The following is a 22999-nucleotide window of genomic DNA, read 5'->3' on the forward strand; positions in this document are numbered from 1 at the left end:
ATAGCGATTTCGTTTAGAGGAATATTTTTGCTATGTCTTCTTTCCTGACCTATGACGGTGCGAAAGACGTATTGAGCTGGTCCGACGCAGTTGATGCCTTGCGTAAAGGCCATCTGCTGCCCAGGGCCGAAACGCATGATTCACTGGTTGGTCCGACGGACGAAATGCTGTTGAATCGCACAGCGCGAATCGAAGGCATGGGCTACGGCGTGAAAGTCGAATCGGTTTTCAGTGCAAACTCAAGCAAAGGACTCCCGAACACCCATGGCGCCGTGCTGCTTTACTCGCCAGACACTGGCATCTTACGCGCCGTCATCGACAGTCACCTTATCACCGACCTCAAGACTGCTGCAGACTCTGTGCTGGGCGCTACGTTGCTGGCACGACCAGAGAGCCGTCATTTGGTCATTGTGGGTGCCGGCCGCGTCGCGGGCAATCTCGCCCGCGCCTACAGCGCACTGTTCCCGAGGTTGCAGAAAATCTCGATTTGGACACGCCGTATCGAGCAAGCCCAGGAACTCAGCAATCGACTAGACGCCTTGCCTGTTTCAGTCACGGCGGTGTCCGACCTGCCCTCAGCACTTGCAACCGCGGATATTGTCTCGAGCGCAACCATGGCGCGGCAGCCCGTTTTGCTCGGAGAATGGATTCGCCCTGGAACGCACGTTGATCTGATCGGCGCGTTCACGAAGGAAATGCGTGAAGCCGATGATTCGTTAATTGCAGCGGGCCTTCTTTACGTCGACAGTCGCGAGACCACCCGTCATATCGGGGAGCTTGCGGACCCTATCGCCTCCGGTGCGGTACCGCACGATCACGTCCGTGGTGACCTATACGATCTGGTCGCTAACCCGGACGCAAGCTCTCGAACTCCAGATAGCATCACGGTATTTAAGAATGGCGGTGGCGCTCATCTGGATCTCATGATTGCCGATTGCATGCTACGAAAAATCGGGCTGTAGGCGATTCCCGCGCTAACAACGAGGCCTCGCGGAAGCTGCCCCAAGTTGATGCCGCCCTGAACCTTTCTCCGATGCGATCGCAAAGGGATGGGCGGCATCGATATGCTGCATGAGTCAGAGAGCACCCGTTGCCTGAATCTCGATGAGGTAGCTCTCGTGTGCGAGTCGCGAACCGACACAGGCCCGCGCTGGCTGATCGACGTTACCAATCCACTCATCGTAGACATGGTTCATCGCATCGAAGTCCTTCATGTCCGCCAGCCAGATCTGGATGCGGATTAGGTTCTTCTTCGCGGCCCCCGCCTGCCGCAACAAATCTTCCAGTTGCAACAGAACCGAATGTGTTTGCTCGGCAATGCCCCGCGATGCGCCTGGCGCAGCGACGATGCCCGATGTCTCAAAGTGATCGCCGGACACTACGACGCCGCTAGCTCGCCGACTGATCGCAAATCGCTTGATCTCGCTCATGTTCGAACTCACCTCAGAACAGAACGTAAGTCTTGCGAAGCGTCTCGCGGATATCCCAAACACCTTCGCAGTTCGCCGGGAACAATACTGCGTCGCCGGCACGCAACTCCACCGGCTCGCCGCCATCAGGCGTGAAGATGCACCAGCCGCTGACGATATGGCTGAACTCACGATTTTTCAGATGGCGACGGAACACCCCAGGCGAGCTTTCCCAAACACCCACACCGGCGCCCGCGTCGGCCGCATCCTGATGCTGCGCTGTGCTTTGATTCGCAACGACATCACCCATGGGCAACTTTGCCGGCTGGGGTTGGCCCATAGCGGCGCCTTCGGCATTCCGAACAATGGTAAGAACTTGAGTCATGAGATGAACCTTATGGATTTCAGGTAACACGATCGCCAGAACGTTGGGTACTGGCGGACAAATTGCAATCATCTAAATGGACCGAAACGAACGAATCGATCCATCTCGACTTAAGCGAGCTTAGTGCGGATATCAAGCCCAGATATCGCCTACGGTGAACCCCTCCGTGAAGGGATCGTCGTGATCCAGAACGAACGTGTTCAATCCGTAAATCCAGCTCGTCCCTGTTATGGTCGGAACGACAGCGGTCTTATCTCCGATGGTCGTTTCCTCGAGGAGTCGTCCCGTGTACACGTTTCCGATGATGCTTTGGTGACGGAAGTCCTTGTTCAGCGGCAGTTCACCCTTCGCATGCAAGACAGCCATCTTGGCGCAAGTACCGGTACCACAGGGACAGCGGTCCAGCGCACCCGTCCAAGTAGTCGGATCGTCCCAGGAAAAATCCCCCGAGGCCATGGTCACCACATTCTTCCAATCCGCATTGGGGTCGTCGGTCGGGCCGGAGAGCTGGGTTATGGTGATGCCGACGCCCGGATAATCCGGATGAGCCACCGGCAGTTGCTCAATGGCGGCCTCCCTGATCATCGAAGAAATGCGCGCGATCTCCTTACCATGCTGAGGGATCAATTTCAGGCCCTTGAACTGGCGGACATCGGCGATAACGTAGAACATGCCGCCCCAGCCAACATCGACTGTCACCTTGCCCAGGTGCGGAACGTCGATCACTGCGTCCAGATGGGCGGCAAAGGCCGGCACGTTCTGGAAGGTAACGTTCTTCACTTTTCCGTTTCGGCACTCGGCCTTTACACGGATGAGCCCTGCAGGTGCTTCCAGAACCAACTCCGTGACAGGTTCCTTCATCGGGAGCATGCCCATTTCGAGCAAAACCGTCACAACAGAGATGGTATTGCCGCCGGACATGACGGGATACTCAATCTGCTCCATGATGATGTAGCCCGCGTCCGCTTCGGGATGGGATGGCGGTACGATGATGTTGCAGCAGTGCGCCGGGTAGCCGCGCGGTTCGCGCAACATCAGCTTGCGCAATTGATCATCGTTTTTTTCCAGCCACTTCATCTTTTCATAGACGCTGTTGCCAGGGATGTGCGTTACACCTCCGGTGATCACGCGCATCGGCGTGCCGGCGTGGGTGTCAACCGCATGAATGGTTCTCTTGAATGACATGTTTTCTCTCCGCCCAGGCGCTTCAAAATGGCACGATGGGCATTACGACACGATGGAACGCTTTCGAATGAGTTTTAGGCTGACGAAAGCGTGGATCAAGTACTAGCTTTAACCCGGACGAACGTCAAAGGTAATTGTTTGACAGAAGCTCGGTTGATGCTTCATCGACGCAGGGCCGCCAGTACACTCGCTCTGTATCTTCGTCGAACCTTTTCAACTCGTGCTGCCTGTGAAATTCGGACCACCCCAGTGTCGCCGCAGCGATGTTTGAGAGGTGTTGGGCCCTGTCGCGCCCCAAGCTTGGATTCAAGCCGTCGGGCAGCCGGCGACGAATGAGATCGGTAAGACACACCACATGCTCCGTTTCCACGATTCGCGCGATGTCTTCGTTGCTGCGGACATCGCGCGCACCGATGAGCATTCCCGACGGCGGCAAACCGCTTCCTGCGCCAAGCCATTTCTCAATGGCCTGTGTCGCGAGACGTGCGGCATGACGATGCATCATGATGTAGGAGCCAGTCACGGTCACCAACCCCGGCATGTCCGGATCTTCAATGGCCCGCACCGGCAGGCTGACCGTCTCACCATTCAGCGTCGACATGGGCCGCACACCACACCAGCTATGCTGCACGTGCTGGCGCGTCAGGCGAAGATCTGGGAACAGAAAATTCGCTTCGCCCAGAATGTAGTCGATCTCCGCCTCCAGCACGCGAACATCGTCTGGGTCTTCGTCCACTACCGCTTCAGTCGGTCCGATGAAATGGTATTCACCCCAAGGAAAAACATAGAACGGCTCACCCTTGCTTGAGAAGGCCTCCAGCCCTTGGCCACGCCACGCATCCGGCAGGCGTACCATTACATTGACGCCCTTGCGTCCGAGCATCCGCTTCACTTTTCCGCTTCCTCCACCCCTCACTCGGTCAACCCAGGGGCCGGCGGCATTCACGATGGTTCGTGTGTTGATGCTAGCCTGTCCAGTCAATCCGGGCGCCTGTTCTTCCAGGGTGATGTGCCACGACTCGCCACACCGTTCGATTCGGGTCGCTTTCGCATAAGTGCGGATGGTTGCGCCCCGTTGCTCCGCATCCAGCGCCGTATCCACGCATATGCGCTCCGGCCAGTCATACATGTACTCCTCGAACACTGCAACGCTGGACAACCGGCCGCCCAAACCAGCGACCAGCGCGCTCTCTTGGGCGGCCTGTTTCGGCGATAGCCTGCGGTACGCCAAAGGCACGCCGCGGCTGGCCACGGTTTCCATCAACCGAAACCCGAATTCGACAAGCCAATGGGGATAGCGGTCGCCTTTGCGGAACGGATAGTGAAAGCGATGCTTGGTCAAGCGATGGGGCATGTCGGCGACCAGCTCACCCCGGCAATGCATGATGTTTCGAGCGTATTGAAATCGCTGCCACACTTCGGTTGGCCGAAAGGCGATCTGCCACAACGGAAAATACGGTGCCAGATAACCCACACCGGAGTAGAGCATCCGGCTCGAACGAGACGAGGTGCCTGCTCCGATATCGCCACGATCCACCAGCAAAGTGCGATGGCCCCGCGCTGACAGCTCACGCGCAGTGGCGCACCCGACTGCCCCCGCCCCCACCACGACTACGTCGTAAGTGGCGGCTGAAAGCGCATCCAAAGGCAAACGAATCATTTTGAAGCACCTCGTCGTGGGGCGTCAGGACTTCCGAAGGGAAGCCGCCTGCTGCAGATCCAATGAACGGGTCTCGGGCGCCATCAAGATGGCCACAACCATGCCTACCATCGAAACGCCAAAAGCCGCCAACATCGTATTGCCGATACCGATCGAATTGAGCGAAATCGGGACGAGATAAGTTCCCATCGCAGCCCCAATTCGCGAAAGAGAGGTCGCCAAACCAACTGCGCTGCCCCGTACTTCCGTCGGGAAGAGTTCGTTCGGGTACACGTACTCGAGAACCTGTGCACCGCCAATGAACAAGGCATAGCCCCCGAACAGCAGCAACGTCACCAGCGCGGAACTATTGGGGAAAATCCCCAGCAGCAACAAGGACAGACCAGACCAAAGGAAGCTGTGAATCAGCAGTTTGCGTCGCCCCATCGGGTTAATGAGCTTTAGAGCCACCAAGCAACCTATAGCGAAGATGACCGTGATGGCCACCGAACCCCAGGACGCTCGGTCGCCGGTCAAATCGAAGGCCGCGAGAATCCTTGGCGCGAACGAATAGATCGCGAACACCGGAACGATCGCGCAAGTCCAGAACATGCTGACAAAGTAAATCCGTTTGCCATAGCCGGAATGAAACAAGGACCAAACCGACAAATGCTTTTGGGGAGTGACTTCATGCAGATTGCGCACGGAGTACTGCGGTCCATACACTTTCTTGATGACTTGATCGGCTTCGGAAACCCTGCCCTTGCTCAGGAGCCAACGCGCAGACTCAGGCGTACCGGCTCGCAGCATGAGGAATATGACGCCGGGGATCGCCGCGCTGGCCAACGCAACTCTCCAGGCGTCGGCTCCGGCGGATCGCATGATCATCTCGCCAAAAATATAAGCCGCCGAAGCCCCGACAAACCACATCATCACCAAGCTAGCCAGAAGGGAACCACGGTGCTTTCGAGGAAGGAACTCAGCCAGCAGGGATGTCGCGAGCGGATGATCGGCCCCGATCGCCATGCCTAACAGCAGCCGCAGCCCGATCAATTGCCAGGCGGACGTCACCCAATACTGTCCCAACGAAAAAAGTGCGAGCGCAACGAGAACCAGAAGGTACAGAGTTTTCCGACCCAGCTTGTCGGTAACCACCCCACCAATGAAGCCACCCAAGAACATGCCGATAAGCGACGATGCTGCGATCAGCCCCTCCTGGACGGAAGTCAACTGCAAAGCGTGACTCATTTGTAGCATCACCACACCAATGATGCTCAGAATATAGCCATCCAGAAACGGTGCGGCAGACGAGTAAAACGTCAGTCGCTTATGGAAGCTATTCAGCGGCGCATCCTCTAGAGAGGCTACATCTCTATTGGCCTTGATCTCTGCCCCAATGACACTCGAATTCAACATTCGCTTACCTAAATGTATTAGTAACCTGAATTTGCGGTCGTTGATTACCGGATACTCGGTAGTCGACGGGCTAGTGCTCTGCCGTATCGAGGTTGCACAAGGAACCTCTTCCAGACTGCGTCAGAAGCGCGTCGAATACGACTTCACATGCTGCGTTCCAGGCTGCGTTGGCCTGATGCAACCCGAGCATCTCGAGTCCTTGGGCAGTAAAGGTACCCGGCGTCGCGATGGATTGACCAAGGTCGCGGATTGGTAAAGAATCCTGATGCTTGGCATAAGCTGCACAGTCTTCCATGCTGCTCGTCACGAGCGCTCTGGCACGTTCTGGTGGCAGCCCTTTTTCGATCAGCCAATGCTGCAAGTCGTGAAGCAAGAAGTAGAACCAGCCATTCATGCACGCGCTGACAGTTGCAAGTTCAAACTCGGTTTCACTCGCCAAGGAAATAAGATTGCCGAGCGGGCGAAGCAGCGCTTGTGCTTCGGCGTCTGCTGGAAAAATAGCAACTGTTGAGCGATTGATCTCAGCGGCGTATGACAGCATGGCCCGTACACAGCGTTGAATTCCGAACAGCCGACGCAGTTCATTAACCGATACACCACTGACCAGGGATATCAACTTCTGGTCGTTTCTCAAAGTGACTTGCTGTGCAAGTTCAATCAACTGGCCAGGCCGCACTCCGATGAGTATGATGTCGGCCGCGTCCACGACAGCTTGATTGTCGGGCATGACGCGGCACGACAAATCCCTCGAGAGAGTGCAAGCTTTCTCACGACCGCGAGGCGACAAAAAGACTTCCATCTCACCAGCGTCGCGAAGCAGGCCGCGCACCATCTTTTCGGTGAGATCTCCTACGCCGAGAATACCTAGTTTTATCATGACGACCTCGAACGACGAATTGTCAGCTCTCTTTGCCTGCACGGCACTTGCCCCACATCAGGTTCAAATTCGCTCCCAGAGACAAAAACGGTTGGGACGGATTCAGATTGGGGCCTGGAGAGGACAGAAGAAACTCTATAAGTTCGTTGCGCTGACCAGCCAACCAGTCCGCCAGCAACGTGCCTGTAACCGTTCCGCGCGTAATGCCTAACCCCCCGCAACAGAGAGCGCCGTACACGTTTGGAGCCAATTGGCCAAAATGCGCCATGTGATTACGTGCCAAACACATGGCTCCGCCCCACGTGTATTCGAACTCGACGTCCCGCAACATTGGGAAGCGCCGGTCGAAGGACTCCCGGTGGCGGTGCACAACTCGATGGAGGAAGCCTTCGTCGCTGCGGCCATCCGGGTTGAAACTGAAACTGTTGCGTACCAACAAACGATTGTCTGGGGTCCGCCGCAACGTGCTGCCAAACGGTCGGCTGGAATAATGCCCCAGGCCGGCAGGCCTCCGAGCCGGAATTGCTCTTCCTCGGTCAGCACTCTTGTCATACTGGCGTAAGTGAATATAGGAAGCAACCGTCTCTTCAGGAAACCAAAGCTCGATGCGAAAGCATTGTTAGTCAACAGCAGTTTGTCCCCGACGATTTCGCCGTGCTCATGCTTCAAAGTAATTCTGCTACCGTATTCCACCGCAGAAACCGGTGTATTCTCGTGCAACGTGACGTTTTCCGGCAGACTGTCTGCTAGACCTTTTACTAATGAGGCCGGCTGCAAGAGAATCGTGCCTGGCGTGAAAAGTCCCTTTTTATAAAAAGTCGTACCGATGCGTTCTGGAAGGTCTGCTTCGGAGATGACTTCACTTTCCTCACCAAGATTCTCCAATCCTCGGCGGTAAGCATCCAAAACAGCAATGCCGCGCGGCTCGACGGCGGCCTCGTACTTACCAATCGGGCGCAGGTCGCATTCGATATTGTGCTCAGAAACCAGTCTCTTAATGATTTCCTGTGCTGCCTTATTGAGCTTTAGGTTCATCTTCGCGGTGGCGAGATCCCCAATATAATCAGGCGCACCGATATCATGCGGTAAGTCAATCGCAATTCCAGAGCTTCTTCCCGATGAGCCATAGCCCACCTCCTGGGCTTCCAGAAGGATGACTTGCTCATTGGGATAATGGAACGCGATTTGCCGCGCTGCTGCCAGCCCTGTAAGCCCTGCGCCGATAACTACCCAAGGTGCTGATGTATATCCTGAGTGTGGTGCACTAACTTGCCGTTTCCGACTCAAGTGAAACCAGCCGCAGGATCTGTCGTCAGCAGGTAAATAATCTACTCGTTTCATATAGAACACCGAATTTGACGAAAGTATCGGTTCTGGGTAGGACCGCCGCATATAAGAAATGGGGCAATTGCTGTGATGTTGCTGCCATTTAGGGTATCCCCCTAAAGCGGCCCCGGCTGTCGAGAGACAGACTGAAATGCGAACGCGCCGGCGGCCTTCGCGATGGTTCGCGCGGCCCGTGGAGAAGAAGCGATGGAGCGAAGGACGAAGAGAATTGAGCGCACGACGAACGACGCGGCGGCTTACGCGGTTGGCAGTTCGCACTGCGCGGTGAACGGTTTGGGCGCTACGATTGGAGAGACGGAGGCACGACTGACCCGCACAGCCTTGTGTTGCCTGCCTCCAAGCGAGTACTGCTCCTGTAACATCTTTGCCCTGATAGGACACCCACCGCCAGTGCCTGAGCGGCATCCGCCGTCTTTTGATATCAGTGCTGTTGATCGCGGCGACGCTCAAGAAAGCCGAGCACCATCGCCTGCCGCGAGATCCATTTCCCCGCCCTCAAAGCCTCAAAGCGGGCCGGCCGCAACAGAAACTTGACCAACTGTCATTGCGACGCACGGACATGATCAAGCAATGCTTGCAGCGGATGGCGCAGTTGCCGAGTCGACAGGCGCTTGGCCTGACTTCGGCAGGAGTATCCAGTGGCCAGGGCTTCCCCGTGATCGTCCGATGCGTCGACATGCGCGGCCCAGGACTGGGTGTAGATCGTCCGGGACGTTTCGACATTTCGAGCTTCGTGACCATAAGTGCCGGACATGCCGCAGCAACCGGTCTCTTGGACCAGCAAGCGCAGGTCACGACGCTCGAAAAGTTCCGTCCATTGATTGGAACTGTCGGGAGCATTGGTTCTCTCGGTGCAATGCGGTAGCAGCCGGTAAGTCGACGGCGAACCTTCACGGGTGGCTTTCGGCAGTGCCTTTAGCAGCCATTCCTGTGGCAAGGCGACCTGTGGCGCTTCAGCAAGCCCCGGCACCTTCAGATATTCCTGGCGATACGTCAGCGTCATCGCGGGATCAAGCCCGACAAGAGGAGCGCCATATTGGGCGAGTGCGCTCAGTTGCGTAGCGTTGCGAATCGCAGCCTTGGCAAAAGCGTCGAGAAAGCCTTGTACATGCAGCGGCTTGCCGTTTGGATTGAGCGGCGCCAGCCATACCAAAAAACCCAGACGCGCCGCGAGCTCGATCAGCGTGGCTAATTGCACGGTATCGAAGAAACGCGTAAACGTATCTTGAACGATGATGACGCTGCGTTCGCGCTGCGCCTGGGTCAACGCTGCCAGCGCTTGCGGATCCGCTGGTCTGACCTGCCATTGCCGCAAGACAGGCGCCAGATCGTATTGGCTCAGGAGCGGACTGTCGACCATGCCGACGCGTCGTTCGAGCAACTCACGCACCCATTCTGTACGCATCAAGCCGTTGTACAGCCTCGGCACATGCGCCATCAGGGGCATTGTGAATTCCAGTGAACCAATCAGATAGTCGCGCACCGGTCGCAGATAGCGTCGGTGATACAGTTCCAGGAACCGTGAGCGGAACTCTGGGACGTTGACCTTGACCGGACACTGTCCGGCGCATGATTTGCAGGCTAGACAACCAGCCATCGCATCATAGACCTCGTGCGAGAAGTCGGAATCGCGGGCGCGAGCGGCACGGCTGTTACGCCAGCGGCCCGCCAGACTGGTCAGAAATGGCTGTCGTGTACGCGCTACGGCAACGACATCGACGCCGGCCTGGCCCTGCAGGCGCAACCATTCCCGCATGAGCGAAGCTCGCCCTTTGGGCGAATGCACCCGTTCGCGAGTGGCCTTCCAGGACGGGCACATGGCGTCGTCCGGATCAAAGTTGTAACAGGCGCCATTACCATTGCAGTGCATGGCCGTTCCGTAGCTCTGCCAGACGCGCTCATCGATCTGCCGATCGAACTGTCCGCGCGTGGGTACTTCGTCAATCTTCAGCAATTGCATCGTCGTGGCCGCCGGGGTGGCGATCTTGCCGGGATTGAACTGATTCCGCGGATCAAATGCGGCCTTCAGTTGCTGAAGCGAGGAATAGAGTTCCCCAAAAAAGCGAGGTGCATACTCGGACCGCACGCCTTTGCCGTGCTCTCCCCACAATAAGCCGCCATGACGTTGCGTTAGCTCCGCCACACCGTCAGAAATCGGTCGTACAAGGGCCGCTTGCCGTGGATCCTTCATGTCCAGCGCGGGGCGCACATGCAGGACGCCCGCGTCGACATGGCCGAACATCCCGTACTGCAGGTTATGACTATCAAGCAGCTCGCGGAATTCAGCGATGTATGCGGCCAGATTTTCAGGGGGAACAGCGGTGTCTTCGACGAAGGGCTGAGGACGAGCCTCGCCCTGCACATTGCCCAGCAAGCCTACCGCACGCTTACGCATCGAATAGACGCGCGTGACAGCTTCCTCGCCAATCGCCAGCGTGTGACCGAGTCGTTCTACGCTCGGGTCGGTCCTCAGATGATCAATGAACGCGTGTACTTGGGCGTCGACTTCGCCCACGTCGTCTCCGCTGAACTCGATCAGGTTGATGCCGAGCGTCGCGCGCTGTTCATCTTGCGGGAAATACTCAGCTACGCTGGTCCAGACAAAGTCCTGCATGGCGAGAAGCAGCACTTTTGAGTCCACTGTCTCTATGGACAGCGGCCGATGCACCATCAGCGCCTGCGCATCGCGAAGGGCGTCCATGAAGCCAGCGTAGCGCACGTTGACCAACACCGAGTACTTCGGAATGGGCAACACATTGAGCTTGGCTTCCACGACGAAGCCGAGCGAGCCCTCCGCCCCGCATAGAACGCTGTTGAGATTGAAACGTCCGCTGGGCTCGCGCAGGTGCGGCAGGTCATACCCCGTCAGGCAACGATTGAGCTTGGGAAATTTTGCTTCGATCAGCTCGGCCTTGTCCTCGCTGATCCGCCGCGCGGTACGATGGACCTTGCCGATACGGTCCTGCCGGGCGCACACGCGCTCTAACTCTTCGACATCCAGTGCCTCACTGTGCAGCGCCTCGCCACCGAGCAATACGAAATCCAATGCCAGGACGTGGTCACGGGTCTTCCCGTAGGTGCAACTTCCCTGCCCGCTGGCGTCCGTGTTGATCATTCCGCCGATGGTGGCCCGGTTCGACGTTGACAGCTCGGGTGCGAAGAACAGGCCGTGCGGCTCCAAGGCCGCATTAAGCTGATCCTTGACGACCCCCGCCTGCACCCGGACCCACCGTTCCTCGACGTTGATCTCGAGGATACTGTTCATATTTCGGGAGAGATCGACGACCAGACCTGTAGTCAGCGACTGCCCGTTGGTCCCAGTGCCGCCGCCACGCGGTGCCACAACAATTCCGCGGTGGGCGACGTCGTCCAATAGTTTAGCCAGCAGCTGAACATCGTCAGCATGGGCCGGACAGACCACGGCTTGCGGCAAGCGCTGGTATATCGAGTTGTCAGTTGCCAGTACGGTTCTGTTCGCATAGTCCGGGCTAATCTCTCCCTCGAACCCCGCTGCTTGGAGCGCAGCGAGGTAATCACGGTACTGGGGTTCGAGTGGGTCTGCGGGACGGGGCAACGGGACGATTGACATGGGGCGCAATAAGTATGAATCGCGGGTAGAGTCGGCGCACCAACGCAGCTAACATATGACATCTGCGCAAGTTTCCGCTCGGGGAGATTCAAGTATCGTGGCGGCGCAAACGAAAAACAAACGAATCCTAGTCCCTCGATTGCTGCATAAAACTCATGAATTACCGACGTCTAACCCCTTCCATGTCGCTGCTTCTCGTCTTTGAGGCGGCCGCGCGTCACGAAAGCTACACGCGAGCGGCCGAAGAGCTGTCGCTCAGCCAGAGCGCGATCAGCCGGCAGATTCAGGTGCTCGAGGAGCATGTTGGTGTGCCCCTCTTTCGGCGTGAAGGACGGTCCGTCAAGCTGACAGAAGTAGGACGTCGCTATTTCACTGAGTTGAGCGGTGCGCTGGGACGCATCCGCAGTGCGACCCTGCAAGTCATGTCCTACCAGGCGGGTGCAGGAACGCTCCGGCTCGCGACGTTGCCCACATTCGGTTCAAAGTGGCTATTGCCGCATCTGCACGATTTCTATGCCGCCCATCCCGGCATGACGGTCCACCTCCACTCGCGAATTGGCAGCATCGATTTTCGCAACGCAGATATTGATGCAGCAATTACTGTCGGCGCAGGTGATTGGCCCGACCTGCACGCTCACCGTCTCTATAACGAATTTCTCATTGCCATTGCCAGTCCTGAGGCGACGGCTGGTACACCCGAAAGCTGCGCTCCGGCCTGGGCAACGAAACAAACACTGCTAGGCGTGACGAGCAACCAGCAGGCGTGGGCGGAATGGTTTTCGCACTATCGCCTTGACCATCGCCAAATGCGCATTGGGCCCAGCTTCGAGCTAACGTCGCACTTAATACAGGCTGTTCGTGCGGGAATGGGGATCGGTCTCGTTCCAAAAGTTCTGGTGGAGGACGAGTTGAACAGAAACGAACTCATCGCGATCGGACACGCGATTACCAGTGAGCGAAGCTACTACCTAATTTATCCAAGCGGGAACGAAACGCTACCCGCGTTGGTTGCGTTTCGCGAATGGCTATTGAGCGCGTGCTGAACTACCCTACCTTAAACGGAAACCCGCAAGTAAGTCACCTAGGGTCCCCAGATGGGATTCTTGAGATTGCCGTGCGTACCGAATAAGGTATGTTCCGTGACACCGTTGTAATGCTTTGCACGCAGTGTGGACAGGGGCGTTTTGGCTTTCGCTTCGATGGCCTCCGCCTTAAGGGCCGTAAAGTTTCGTCGCTGGATCGAAGATCAGCGACTCAAAGACAGGTGGCTCACTTTCGGTCCAGTGTCTGCAGAACGGATTCTGTAACCGGACCGGAGGAGCTTCTTACTATCGGCGCGGAAAACAGGACCACGAGTGACTTAGCGGCTCCCGGCACCATGTCTACGAGATGGTCGATGGCCTTTCCAATACGGCTATCATCCGCCTGCGGGCCCCTTCTCGACTTCAGCTTTGATAGCCTGCACTAACTGGACGCCTTCGGCGGACTGTTCTTCCGTCGCGTGATAGGCCACGACCGCCAACAGGGCTGTGAAAAGAAGGTCAAAATCGCTCGGACAGGTGTCCCCGTTCACGCCAGGGTGGCTGCCCCCGTTATTGTCGGCGATGCCAGTGCCCGCAGGAAATATTTGCTTCGATTGCATTGCATCTACCTCTGTATAGGACCATGAATAGCGTCAAGCGTTGGCGCGGTGGATCGCGGGAGGCTGGCTTCATGGCGAAGGGAGTCTTCAGAACTCTAGCCGCTACGTGACTCCTGCTGGCAAAAGAACGCACGAAATCAAACGCGCACTGCCGGCTCAGCGACTACCTGCTTTGTCCAGCCAGGAACGAAACGTTACCCGCGTTGGTTTCATTCCTGGAATGGCCGTTTGTCCCGTGCTGAAAAACCCTACTGACCAATGGAAACGCACGAGTTAGTCCTATTCTCCAATCGTCGTCACCGGAACCCACTTGCCAGCCTTGACCTGATAGAGCGTCGACGTGGGGTTCTTGAGGTCGCCGTTACTGTCGAATGCGATCTGCCCTGTAATGCCCTTGTATTGCATCGTACGCAGCGCGGACATGAACGTTTCGGGCTTCGATGAGTTCGCTTGCTTCATCGCATTGATCGCGACCCACGCGCAGTCATACGCGAACGGCGAGTAAGTCAACGGCTCATTACCAAAACGCTTCTTGAATTTCGCGGCAAATGCACGGCCCTCGGGAAGCGATTCCACCGGCCGGCCATATTCCCATGCCATTGCACCCTCCGCCGCGTTGCCGGCGACCTGTATGAAGATGGAGTCGGCGATGCCTCCACTGCCGACGAACTGCGTGCGCATGCCAAGCTGCTTCATGCGTTTTGTGATGAGCGCGGCCTGATTATCGCCGCCGCCATAGAAGAGCAGATCCGCGTTTGCACCTTTGATATTGGTCAGCTGAGCATTAAATTCGACAGCCTTGTCGTTCGTAAATTCAGTCGCCACGATCTGGCCGCCTGCTGCCTCCACAGCCTTCTTGAACTCGTCGACTGCTCCCTGCCCGAAAGCCGTCCGATCATCCATGACCGCGATCCGCTTCGCCTTGGTCACCGTCACCGCGTACTTGCCTGCATTGCCCGAGTTCTGAGCATCGGTCGCGATGATGCGAAACACGTTTTTTCCGCCCAGACGCGTGATGGCGGGATTGGTGGCTGCCGGATCGATCAGAGGGATGCCTGCTTTCGCGAAGATAGGGGCCGCCGGCAAAGCGACGCCAGAGTTGTAATAACCCACAACTGCGACGACGCCCTCATCGACGAGCTTTTGAGCAACCTGCACGCCAATTCGCGGGTCTGATTGGTCATCGACCGACTCAAGTTCGAAGTGCACCTCGCGTCCCGCAACCTTAACGTGCTGCCCATTTGCTTCCTCGATTGCGAGTCGCACGCCGTTTTCGAGATCCTTCCCGTTCGATGCGTTGATGCCGGTGAGGGGTGCGGACACTCCGATCTTGACGGTCTCTTGAGAGTTCGCTGAAGACGAGCCCGCAGTAAGATAACAAGCTACAAATACTATGGGAAAGATTCTTTTCATGATTGGGCGGTAGTTCATTCTGAGAATACGTGTAAGGGACAAACAGCGTTGTGCATCTATCAGAAGAGTTACCGCATGCGATAACTCATCACGCCCGCTGATCACCAATGGTGCCGCCGCCTTGGACGGCTCAGTGGGATCGAACAACCAGTGGTCACAGCCTCGGAGTCGTGAACGACAAGCCAACGTTAGCGCGCCAGACTTGATTGGCTAGCCCGGTCTAAAAACGCACGCGCTTCATCGAGATTATTCATTAGGAACGCCAATCTCTTGAACACGAATCTCGTCAATGACGGTGCAGTTTCGGTCAGACCGGCCAGGGCCATGTCGGAACGAACCAGCGTATTAGCAGATTAGTCCCATCTAGAACCATTCGTCAAGAAGTCAAGGTTGGACGTTTACCCGGTGTGGCCATGTGTGAGCGCGACACTGGGGCACGCGCGAGACGCCTGCAACTGCTGTGCTTCGATCCGCCGCTGCTAGCCTAAACTAATTCCCCTGTGAACAAAGGCGCCAACGAAGCGCGCGTGCGTCATTGCGAACCGACACCCTGTCGCATCGGAGCGTTGAAGTGCTTCCGATTCGTGGATAATATTCTTGCCAAACCTAAGGAAACGATGATGTCGCGGCGTGAACGAAGCGGAGACCGAGGGCGGTTGGAGGCAACCGCGAAATCTACGAAACTCTCGAGCGTTGAAGATGATCAAGTCTTTCAATCAGTGGTCAACGATGGCCCTATGAAGACCGCGTGGAACATCACGCTCTGGTCGAACGCCTACCGAGACACGTTGTTTGCAGAGATGACCGCGGTGCACGGTATTTCCCGCGATGAATTCAATGTGTTGGCTTGCCTTGGCAGATATGGGCCGCTGCGTGCGAAAACAATCTGCGACGTCACGGCGAGACCGAAAAACAGTATCAGCCGAGGGGTCAGCGAACTGGCTAAGAAGAACTTGATCTCGCAGGAGACCGATTCACAGGATCGCAGGAATACCCGTCTTGTGATATCGGCGAAGGGACGTCGGATGCTCGACAAGCTCTTCCCAATGGCTTCCGACTTTCAAGAGGCCATGCTCGCTGTCCTAGACGAAGAAGAACGGAGGACGCTTGACGCGATATTTGACAAGCTCACCCTCCATCGAGATCAATGGCTAAATCGGTCCTTTTTAGAATGACGCTGCTTTGGTGCTATCGATAAGCGCTATGCGGCCTCAGATCGAGAGTCGAGAAACATGTTCGAGGTGTGAAAGCGCGCGGCGCGAACACGGCGAAAACGCTCATTTTGTTCGTCCGGGGCCCGGGTAAACTCGGGCCCCGCGACGATCAAACCGCCATCACCGTGACCGACTTCGTCACCAGATACGGCTCCAGCGCTTCAGGTCCGCCTTCCGAGCCGTAACCCGAATCCTTCACGCCGCCGAACGGCATCTCGGGCCAGGGCGTCGCCGGCTGATTGATCCACAACATGCCCACTTCGAGTTCCTGCGTGAGCAGATGCACGTTCTTGAACGAACGCGTAAACGCGTAGCCGGCGAGGCCGAAGGGCAAACGGTTCGCTTCCGCGATCGCGTCTTCGAGCGAATCGAAGCCGCGCACCGCCGCGACCGGGCCGAACGGCTCCGCGTTGAACACGTCGGCTTCGAGCGAGACATCGGTGATGACCGTCGGCGCGAAGAAGTTGCCCGCCGTACCGATGCGCTCGCCGCCCGTCGCGATCGTCGCGCCCGTCTTGCGCGCGTTCTCGATCACGCTGTTCATCGCCGAGATGCGTCGCGCGTTGGCGAGCGGCCCGAGCGTCGTGCCGTCCGCGAGGCCGTCGCCGACTTTCAGGCTTTCCGCGTGCTTCACGAGCGCCGCGATGAAGTCCTGCTTCACGCTGTTGTGCACGAGGAAACGCGTCGGCGAAATGCAGACCTGGCCCGCGTTGCGGAACTTCGCCGCGCCCGATGCCTTCACCGCGAGTTCGACATCCGCGTCTTCCGCGACGATCACCGGTGCGTGACCGCCGAGTTCCATCGTCGCGCGTTTCATGTGCTGACCGGCGAGCGCGGCGAGTTCTTTGCCGACTGCCGTCGAGCCGGTGAACGTCACCTTGCGGATGTCCGGATGCGCGATCAGGAACTGCGAAATCTGCGGCGGATCGCCATACACGAGCTGAACGACGCCCTTCGGCACGCCTGCATCGGCGAATGCGCGAATCAGTTCGGCGGGCGATGCCGGCGTTTCTTCCGGCGCCTTCACGATGAACGAGCAGCCCGTCGAAAGCGACGCGCACAACTTGCGCACCACCTGATTGACCGGGAAATTCCACGGCGTGAACGCGGCGACCGGGCCTACCGGCTCCTTGACGACCGTCTGTTGCGCATTTACGTTACGCGGCGGCACGATCCGGCCGTACACGCGGCGCCCTTCATCCGCGAACCATTCGATGATGTCCGCCGCCGAGTTCACTTCGACGCGCGCTTCGGCGAGCGGCTTGCCCTGCTCTTGCGTCATCAGGCGCGCGATCGAATCCGCGCGCTCGCGGATCAGCGCGGCCGCCTTGCGCATCGTGTTGGCGCGTTCGAGCGCGGTCATCCTGCGCCAGGTCGCAAAGCCGCGCCGCGATGCGGCGACCGCGCGCTCCAGGTCCGTCGTGCCCGCCTTCGCGACCTTGCCGATGACCTCGCCCGTCGCGGGGCTCACGACGTTGATCGTTTCGCCGGACGTGGCGTCACACCATTCGCCATCGATGAAAAGACGTGTGTCCGAGTATCCTGCACTTGCCATGTACGACCTCCCGAAAAAATCGATTGCTTGATCCACATCGCGTTCCGCTGTCGTCGGGCGCTGTAATTCGACGGTTCGGCCGTCCGCGCTCGCGAGGGGAATGCGGCGCGTGGCCATGGACCGTGGCATCCTCATCTACGAAAACACGCCGGTAGTCGAATGCACGCGAGACTACCCATCGGTCATCAGTTCTGCACAGGGACAAATCACGACAAGGGCCGTCGTCCTTGCCACGGATGCTTGGACGGCGTCTGTTGCGGGCAACATCGCGGCTCGTCGCCCCAAAGCTGCGCTTGTGTCCGATGTACACGGAAGTATAGCGACGGAAAATAGATTAAACAAATTTTCCACGAGGAAAACTTCGCTTGGTATATTTTATGGTAAGCCAAGCCAGCACTACTTGCTCGATGTGAAGGGCACCCCCGTAAGACGACCCATTTCGACGCGATCTTTGTGTAACTCGAAGGGAACATTACTCGCCTCCAGGGAACGCGCGGCGCGCGTCCATTGTTGAGCAGCAATGGTAGGAGCGTCGCGGGCGAAGTACCCGGCCGTTTTCGATACGTCAATGGCCGACATCAGTTAGGTGCTTCAAAAAGGGCGAATGAGTCCGCTGGTGTCAAGCTTGCTGAGGTAGTCCGTGCCGAGGGTGTCGGACGTCATGTGCCTGATGTGGGCCGTTGAGCATGCACGCGGCGACTTCAAGGATCCGGGGATCGAAGACGGGCTCGGATGGCGCTAATACTCCATCCAGCAACGTGCATGAGACTCAGACGTCACCGCAATCATCGGTCACACGTTCGTTCGCTGCCTTCGCAAAATCGGGTTCGCTGCGGACGGCAGTTGGCAGTCCACTAAGCAGATAACCGCACTTTCTTGGGGCATCCGTCCAGACCGAAGTGTGATCGAACCAGACAGGAGCGCACGGATCTACACGGTACTGCTGGCCCCCAGAGAACGCCGGCTTGCGTATATTCAGTAGGCCAACGCGAAAAAGGTCAACCGACCAAGGCCTCGCTTTAAGGGCCTTTCTACAGGATTTCGATAGCGAAAGCGATTCCGATTACGCCCGCCACGCAAGGATGGTTATGGCGGTCTGATTGCCTCACGTTACAATAATCGGAAGCGCGAGCGGCAACTGAATCTTGATTAGTTGTTGCCGCCCCATGTACCCGAACGCATCCCGTTCAGGTTCATCTCCCTCTATTTCCACTCTTCTACGGTGACGCGCAGAGCGCGTATATGTGTCTTTCTCAGAGTGAGGCGCTGATTTTGTCGGCGGCGTCCTTAGAAACCCACTTGCTCCACAGTGCCTTGTTCTCCTTGAGGAAGTGCTTTGCGCCGTCCTCGCCGGTTGCTTGGTTATCGGACATCCAGGCCATCAGCTTGTTCAATGTTGCGCTGCTCCAAGAGCGGGTCTTCATGTACTGCATCACGTCCGGGCTCACTCGGGTTGAGAACGACTTGGTAACATACGAGTACACGTGATCAGTGGCCGGCCAGCCGGTAGCCTTGGGATCCGGACAGTCTGCTTTTGTAATGCATCGCTTCCATTCGGCGTCGTTATAAGGCACGCCCGGGTCGATCCGCACCATTTGATACTTGCCCAGGAGCGCGGTCGGTGACCAATAGTAGCCCACCCAAGCCTGGTGATTTGCGAACGCTTTCACAATCGAGCTATCAAGCCCCGCGGCCGAACCAGTATTGATCAACTCGAAGCCCGCCTTCGTCCCGTCGAACGCTTTGAATAGTTGAGCGGTGATCACGGTCCAGCCCCAACCTTGAGGGCCGTTGTAGATCGCACCTTTCTTGGGGTCGTCCGGCGACGGGAAAAGTTCAGGATGCTTGAGGACGTCCCCAATGGTCTTGATCTCAGGATGCTTATCTGCGAAGTATTTCGGAATGAACCATCCATTTGTCTCACCGTCGGAGATGTTTTCCACCGTCTGGAGCAACTTCCCTTCGGACAGCCCGCGATTGATAAGCTGTGGCAAAAGTGCGGGTGGCACTTCCGGCGCAATGTCCGGTTGCCCCTTCTCTACCATGGAAGTCATCGTCGGAACAGTGTCACCAAGAACGAGTTCAGCATCGCATTCGTAGCCATTTGCAAGAATGAGTCTGTCCACATTCGCCAGCACCTCGGCGCTTGTGAAGTTCATGCTAGCAATCGTTACGTGCCCGCATTTCGCGTTGGCCACCGACGCGCCGGCCAAAAGACCAAGCAGTACGCATGTGGACGAAATTGCCTTTTTCATTTTCATTCCTTCCGTATCACCAAGCGACGTGGTTTTGTCGCAGCACGAGTTGTCGCAATTCTCGGGCTGCGAGGTTTGTGAATGGAGGGTTAGTTGATGCGCGGCGACTCACGCGTTTTCGACCTCGAATTAGGTTTCGACTTATCGATAACATTTGATCTAACGCCTATCGTGCTACTTTTAGTGCGGATACCGCGGCTCGAGTTTCAACTCCAACGAACTCTTCCGCGGGATCGGTGAAACCGTCGACATCCTCACTCGGTGTGACAAGCGCAGAAGCCAACTGACGGAGATTCACGGTTCCGAGAGGCTGATTTGCCTCACTAACGACAACCAAGTGATCCGCGTCTGGACTGCGGGTCAGAATTGAGATCGCGTCCTCAATGGTCGTATCCACCGCGATTTGCTTTCCGACTGTATCAACACTCCTAAGAATAGGTGACATCACGCCATCGACAGACACGACGCGTCCCCTATTCACTTGCTTTACAAAGTTTGTTACGTATTCGTCTGCCGGTCGCATCACAATGTCTTGCTTTGTGCCTTGCTGAATCATGCAGCCGTCACGAAGAATCGCAATCTGATCGCCCAGTCGAAGCGCTTCGTCGAGATCGTGCGTGATGAAGACGATCGTCTTTCGAATCTCTTTTTGGAGGTCGAGCAGAACAGTCTGCATATCCATGCGGATAAGCGGATCGAGCGCCGAATAAGCTTCGTCCATGAGAAGAACTGGCGCATCCATCGCAAGGGCGCGTGCGAGACCGACGCGCTGCTGCATGCCGCCGGATAGTTGGTTAGGATAACGCTGCTCGAACCCTTTCAAGCCTACGCGCTCGATCCATCGCATCGCCGTGTCCACTGACTCCTTGCGGCCGACACTGCACACCTCGAGGCCGTAGACGACGTTGTCCAGAACGTTCCGATGCGGCAGAAGCGCAAACTTCTGAAACACCATTGCGGTCTGACGCCGGCGGAACTCGCGCAGGTCTCGAAACTTCATCTTGCACACATCGACTCCACCAATGAGGACTTCGCCTGAAGTCGGGTCGATTAGCCGATTGATGTGTCGAATGAGCGTCGACTTGCCGGAGCCAGATAGGCCCATGATCACTTGAATGGAGCCAGCGGGGATGTCAATATTGATGTCCCGGAGGCCAAGCACATGACCAGTCTGCTTCAACAGGTCCGCTTTGGATAAGCCATTCTTAACGGCGGCAACGTGTGATGCTGCCTTTGGTCCGAAAATCTTATAAAGATTCTGGATTTTGATACCGCCGGATTTAACATCAGCCATGAACCACCTCCAGATGCTTTTGGAGTCGCTTGCCATATGCCTGACTAACGCGGTCGAAAATGACTGCGATGCCAACAATAGCGAGTCCGTTGAAAATACCGAGCGTAAAGTATTGGTTCGCGATAGCCTTCAACACCGGCTGTCCGAGACCTTGAACGCCAATCATGGCCGCCACGACCACCATTGCCAAAGCCATCATGATCGTTTGATTGACGCCTGCCATGATGGTTGGAAGCGCGAGCGGCAATTGCACCTTCACAAGTCGTTGCCAACCCGAGGATCCGAACGCGTCCGCAGCTTCAAGGATGTCTTTGTCAACAAGGCGAATCCCGAGATTCGTCAGTCTGATCATCGGCGGAAGTGCGTAGATGATGACAGCGATAAGGCCAGGCACGCGGCCGATGCCGAGCAACATCACGACCGGAATGAGATAGACAAAACTAGGCATCGTCTGCATAACGTCGAGAATCGGATCGACTACTCGACGAACGCGGTCCGACTTCGCCATGAAAATACCTACAGGCAGGCCAATGATGATCGACATGAGGGTGCTTACAAAAATCATGGACACGGTTCTCATCGTGTCCTGCCACATATCGAAATAGCCGATGAGCAAAAGGGTTACTAGGCACGCAAAGACGACTTTCCAGTTTCTGCTGGCCACCCAAGCGACCCCAAGCACTAACAGCATGATGATGGGCCAAGGCGTTTGCGTCATGAAGCGCTCCGCTCCCATGAGAAATTTCTGCAGCGGCTGAAAAGCGTGATCGATCGAGTCACCGTATGCGGCGGTGAAAACCCGGAATCCGTCGTCGATGGACCGCTTCAAGTGAAGAAGCGATTCATCCTGCATGTGGGGAAATTTACTTAGCCATTCCATTTGTGCCTCCTCAACTCCTGAAACTTGTGGTGACTATTGCCGCTTGCTAAAGTTGCCTTGTCAAGGCACCCGCTTTTAGCCATCGACAAACTTAAACCTCTTCGACTTAGGTCTCATTTGTGTTGCTATTTACTCTGCATAACTAATATCCAGATCCATAGCGCGACAACTATGTCGTGCCGCAAATCCACGAAAGTACTACGCGTAAGCTCCCTGCTCCTGCGCCTTCAGTCATCAGCGGCGGCAATTGTGCGGATAACATGCCCACATCATGCGGCGACGCCTGGAATAGTCTCGACTTCATGCGGGTGTAGCGGTAAAAAGTTTTCCCTCGTCTGCAATAAGTCCGCGCCATATCAAACTTGAATATCCGTCGAGCGTCTGAAGTGGCTTGCCGTCACGCGATTCTTGAATTAGTGATTACCTCTTGGGCGTAGTGAGTATCGAATCTCAGCGCCGCGCCTGCATATAAGGAATGGGGCAATTGCTATGACGTGGCTGCCACTCAGGGTATCTCCTAAAGCAACGAAGAGGCGGTCGCAAGCCAAGAATTACAAGCGGTCCGGACGGGCGATGATTCCGGATTCGGCAGTCCGGCACACCTTTCCGATCGTCCCCGCACGGTTCGGGCCGGAGCAGCGAAGCGCCCGATGGCGATGGCCGGGCGGTCGGAGGGCCTGTTTCGCGTGGCGTCTCCACGGATGCCAGACGGATCGCGGAGGAAAATCGGGCGATGTTGCTCCGGACGATTCGACTGGGCCTCGGGGGAACGCTTTTATCGTGCGCCAGATCGCCACGCCTGCACGGTCGCGGCGGAACTCGCAGGCGCACGCTTGGCTGCTCAGGCGATGTCGGCGCGCGAACAAATGCTCAAATCCGAGTCGGCGTCGTGGGAGGCA

At 56.9% G+C, this 22999-nt stretch carries 17 protein-coding genes and 2 pseudogenes; 4 read left to right on the forward strand and 15 right to left on the reverse strand.

Going from position 1 to position 22999, the window contains the following annotated elements:
• Positions 1 to 32 precede the first annotated feature (32 nt).
• Entirely contained in the window at positions 33 to 962 is a 930-nt protein-coding gene (locus tag AWB80_RS20145) for an ornithine cyclodeaminase family protein (protein WP_061176440.1), read from the forward strand.
• A gap of 114 nt (positions 963 to 1076) precedes the next feature.
• Here AWB80_RS20145 and AWB80_RS20150 read toward each other — a convergent pair whose 3' ends face one another.
• The 9 genes and pseudogenes from AWB80_RS20150 to ydiJ all read right to left on the reverse strand — a co-directional run bounded on the left by AWB80_RS20150 (position 1077) and on the right by ydiJ (position 11847).
• Entirely contained in the window at positions 1077 to 1430 is a 354-nt protein-coding gene (locus AWB80_RS20150) for a RidA family protein (protein ID WP_061176441.1), read from the reverse strand.
• A gap of 13 nt (positions 1431 to 1443) precedes the next feature.
• Positions 1444 to 1794 (reverse strand): cupin domain-containing protein, encoded by a 351-nt coding sequence (locus AWB80_RS20155; RefSeq protein WP_087131474.1) that lies wholly within the window; start codon positions 1792 to 1794, stop codon positions 1444 to 1446.
• Between the two features lie 132 nt (positions 1795 to 1926).
• Positions 1927 to 2979 carry a proline racemase family protein gene (locus AWB80_RS20160; RefSeq protein ID WP_061176443.1) on the reverse strand — a complete coding sequence of 351 codons (1053 nt, stop codon included), beginning with the start codon at positions 2977 to 2979 and terminating at the stop codon, positions 1927 to 1929.
• Between the two features lie 124 nt (positions 2980 to 3103).
• Positions 3104 to 4639 carry an FAD-dependent oxidoreductase gene (locus AWB80_RS20165; RefSeq protein ID WP_061176444.1) on the reverse strand — a complete coding sequence of 512 codons (1536 nt, stop codon included), beginning with the start codon at positions 4637 to 4639 and terminating at the stop codon, positions 3104 to 3106.
• Positions 4640 to 4663: 24 nt separating this feature from the next.
• Positions 4664 to 6034, reverse strand: coding sequence for an MFS transporter (locus AWB80_RS20170; protein ID WP_061176445.1), 1371 nt, complete (start codon positions 6032 to 6034; stop codon positions 4664 to 4666).
• 70 nt (positions 6035 to 6104) lie between these two features.
• Entirely contained in the window at positions 6105 to 6911 is an 807-nt protein-coding gene (locus AWB80_RS20175) for an NAD(P)-binding domain-containing protein (RefSeq protein ID WP_061176581.1), read from the reverse strand.
• A 22-nt stretch (positions 6912 to 6933) separates the two neighbouring features.
• On the reverse strand, positions 6934 to 7374 hold the full coding sequence (locus tag AWB80_RS45445) for an NAD(P)/FAD-dependent oxidoreductase (RefSeq protein ID WP_341866821.1): 441 nt from the start codon (positions 7372 to 7374) through the stop codon (positions 6934 to 6936).
• A gap of 122 nt (positions 7375 to 7496) precedes the next feature.
• Positions 7497 to 8663: pseudogene (locus AWB80_RS45450) on the reverse strand (NAD(P)/FAD-dependent oxidoreductase); the annotation flags it as partial.
• Between the two features lie 136 nt (positions 8664 to 8799).
• On the reverse strand, positions 8800 to 11847 hold the full coding sequence (gene ydiJ / locus AWB80_RS20185; protein ID WP_061176446.1) for a D-2-hydroxyglutarate dehydrogenase YdiJ: 3048 nt from the start codon (positions 11845 to 11847) through the stop codon (positions 8800 to 8802).
• 155 nt (positions 11848 to 12002) lie between these two features.
• Here ydiJ and AWB80_RS20190 point away from each other — a divergent pair, with 155 nt between their 5' ends.
• Positions 12003 to 12890, forward strand: a complete 888-nt coding sequence (locus AWB80_RS20190) for a LysR substrate-binding domain-containing protein (RefSeq protein WP_061176447.1) — start codon at positions 12003 to 12005, stop codon at positions 12888 to 12890.
• A 374-nt stretch (positions 12891 to 13264) separates the two neighbouring features.
• On the opposite strand, the gene AWB80_RS20195 is transcribed toward AWB80_RS20190, so the two are convergent.
• Positions 13265 to 13489 (reverse strand): hypothetical protein, encoded by a 225-nt coding sequence (locus AWB80_RS20195; RefSeq protein ID WP_061176448.1) that lies wholly within the window; start codon positions 13487 to 13489, stop codon positions 13265 to 13267.
• Positions 13490 to 13768: 279 nt separating this feature from the next.
• The gene (locus AWB80_RS20200; protein WP_061176582.1) at positions 13769 to 14884 is read right to left on the reverse strand and encodes a branched-chain amino acid ABC transporter substrate-binding protein; all 1116 of its coding nucleotides are present in this window, start codon (positions 14882 to 14884) and stop codon (positions 13769 to 13771) included.
• A gap of 602 nt (positions 14885 to 15486) precedes the next feature.
• Between AWB80_RS20200 and AWB80_RS20205 the strand changes: the two genes are divergently transcribed.
• Positions 15487 to 16077, forward strand: a complete 591-nt coding sequence (locus tag AWB80_RS20205; protein ID WP_143328090.1) for a MarR family winged helix-turn-helix transcriptional regulator — start codon at positions 15487 to 15489, stop codon at positions 16075 to 16077.
• Between the two features lie 148 nt (positions 16078 to 16225).
• Here AWB80_RS20205 and AWB80_RS20210 read toward each other — a convergent pair whose 3' ends face one another.
• On the reverse strand, positions 16226 to 17671 hold the full coding sequence (locus AWB80_RS20210; protein WP_061176583.1) for an NAD-dependent succinate-semialdehyde dehydrogenase: 1446 nt from the start codon (positions 17669 to 17671) through the stop codon (positions 16226 to 16228).
• Between the two features lie 79 nt (positions 17672 to 17750).
• Here AWB80_RS20210 and AWB80_RS45580 point away from each other — a divergent pair.
• A pseudogene (locus AWB80_RS45580) lies at positions 17751 to 18185 on the forward strand (FAD-dependent oxidoreductase); the annotation flags it as partial.
• Positions 18186 to 18924: 739 nt separating this feature from the next.
• Here the strand turns inward: AWB80_RS45580 and AWB80_RS20220 are convergent.
• The 3 genes from AWB80_RS20220 to AWB80_RS20230 all read right to left on the reverse strand — a co-directional run bounded on the left by AWB80_RS20220 (position 18925) and on the right by AWB80_RS20230 (position 22100).
• Complete coding sequence (locus tag AWB80_RS20220) at positions 18925 to 19926, reverse strand: glycine betaine ABC transporter substrate-binding protein (protein ID WP_061176584.1); 1002 nt, start codon at positions 19924 to 19926, stop codon at positions 18925 to 18927.
• Positions 19927 to 20092: 166 nt separating this feature from the next.
• The gene (locus tag AWB80_RS20225; protein WP_087131476.1) at positions 20093 to 21220 is read right to left on the reverse strand and encodes a quaternary amine ABC transporter ATP-binding protein; all 1128 of its coding nucleotides are present in this window, start codon (positions 21218 to 21220) and stop codon (positions 20093 to 20095) included.
• Complete coding sequence (locus AWB80_RS20230) at positions 21213 to 22100, reverse strand: ABC transporter permease (RefSeq protein ID WP_061176451.1); 888 nt, start codon at positions 22098 to 22100, stop codon at positions 21213 to 21215. The genes AWB80_RS20225 and AWB80_RS20230 overlap by 8 nt, the downstream gene beginning before the upstream one ends.
• Positions 22101 to 22999 lie beyond the last annotated feature (899 nt).

Origin of the sequence: Caballeronia pedi (genome assembly GCF_001544915.2) — a bacterium.
In the GTDB taxonomy this organism is placed as follows: Bacteria; Pseudomonadota; Gammaproteobacteria; order Burkholderiales; family Burkholderiaceae; genus Caballeronia; species Caballeronia pedi.

Bases quoted from the DNA above. Each gene is read 5' to 3' on its own strand.
- AWB80_RS20145 (WP_061176440.1), top strand. From the start codon at position 33: ATGTCTTCTTTCCTGACCTATGACGGTGCGAAAGACGTATTGAGCTGG.
- AWB80_RS20150 (WP_061176441.1), bottom strand. From the start codon at position 1,430: ATGAGCGAGATCAAGCGATTTGCGATCAGTCGGCGAGCTAGCGGCGTC.
- AWB80_RS20155 (WP_087131474.1), bottom strand. From the start codon at position 1,794: ATGACTCAAGTTCTTACCATTGTTCGGAATGCCGAAGGCGCCGCTATG.
- AWB80_RS20160 (WP_061176443.1), bottom strand. From the start codon at position 2,979: ATGTCATTCAAGAGAACCATTCATGCGGTTGACACCCACGCCGGCACG.
- AWB80_RS20165 (WP_061176444.1), bottom strand. From the start codon at position 4,639: ATGATTCGTTTGCCTTTGGATGCGCTTTCAGCCGCCACTTACGACGTA.
- AWB80_RS20170 (WP_061176445.1), bottom strand. From the start codon at position 6,034: ATGTTGAATTCGAGTGTCATTGGGGCAGAGATCAAGGCCAATAGAGAT.
- AWB80_RS20175 (WP_061176581.1), bottom strand. From the start codon at position 6,911: ATGATAAAACTAGGTATTCTCGGCGTAGGAGATCTCACCGAAAAGATG.
- ydiJ (WP_061176446.1), bottom strand. From the start codon at position 11,847: ATGTCAATCGTCCCGTTGCCCCGTCCCGCAGACCCACTCGAACCCCAG.
- AWB80_RS20190 (WP_061176447.1), top strand. From the start codon at position 12,003: ATGAATTACCGACGTCTAACCCCTTCCATGTCGCTGCTTCTCGTCTTT.
- AWB80_RS20195 (WP_061176448.1), bottom strand. From the start codon at position 13,489: ATGCAATCGAAGCAAATATTTCCTGCGGGCACTGGCATCGCCGACAAT.
- AWB80_RS20210 (WP_061176583.1), bottom strand. From the start codon at position 17,671: ATGGCAAGTGCAGGATACTCGGACACACGTCTTTTCATCGATGGCGAA.
- AWB80_RS20220 (WP_061176584.1), bottom strand. From the start codon at position 19,926: ATGAAAAAGGCAATTTCGTCCACATGCGTACTGCTTGGTCTTTTGGCC.
- AWB80_RS20225 (WP_087131476.1), bottom strand. From the start codon at position 21,220: ATGGCTGATGTTAAATCCGGCGGTATCAAAATCCAGAATCTTTATAAG.
- AWB80_RS20230 (WP_061176451.1), bottom strand. From the start codon at position 22,100: ATGGAATGGCTAAGTAAATTTCCCCACATGCAGGATGAATCGCTTCTT.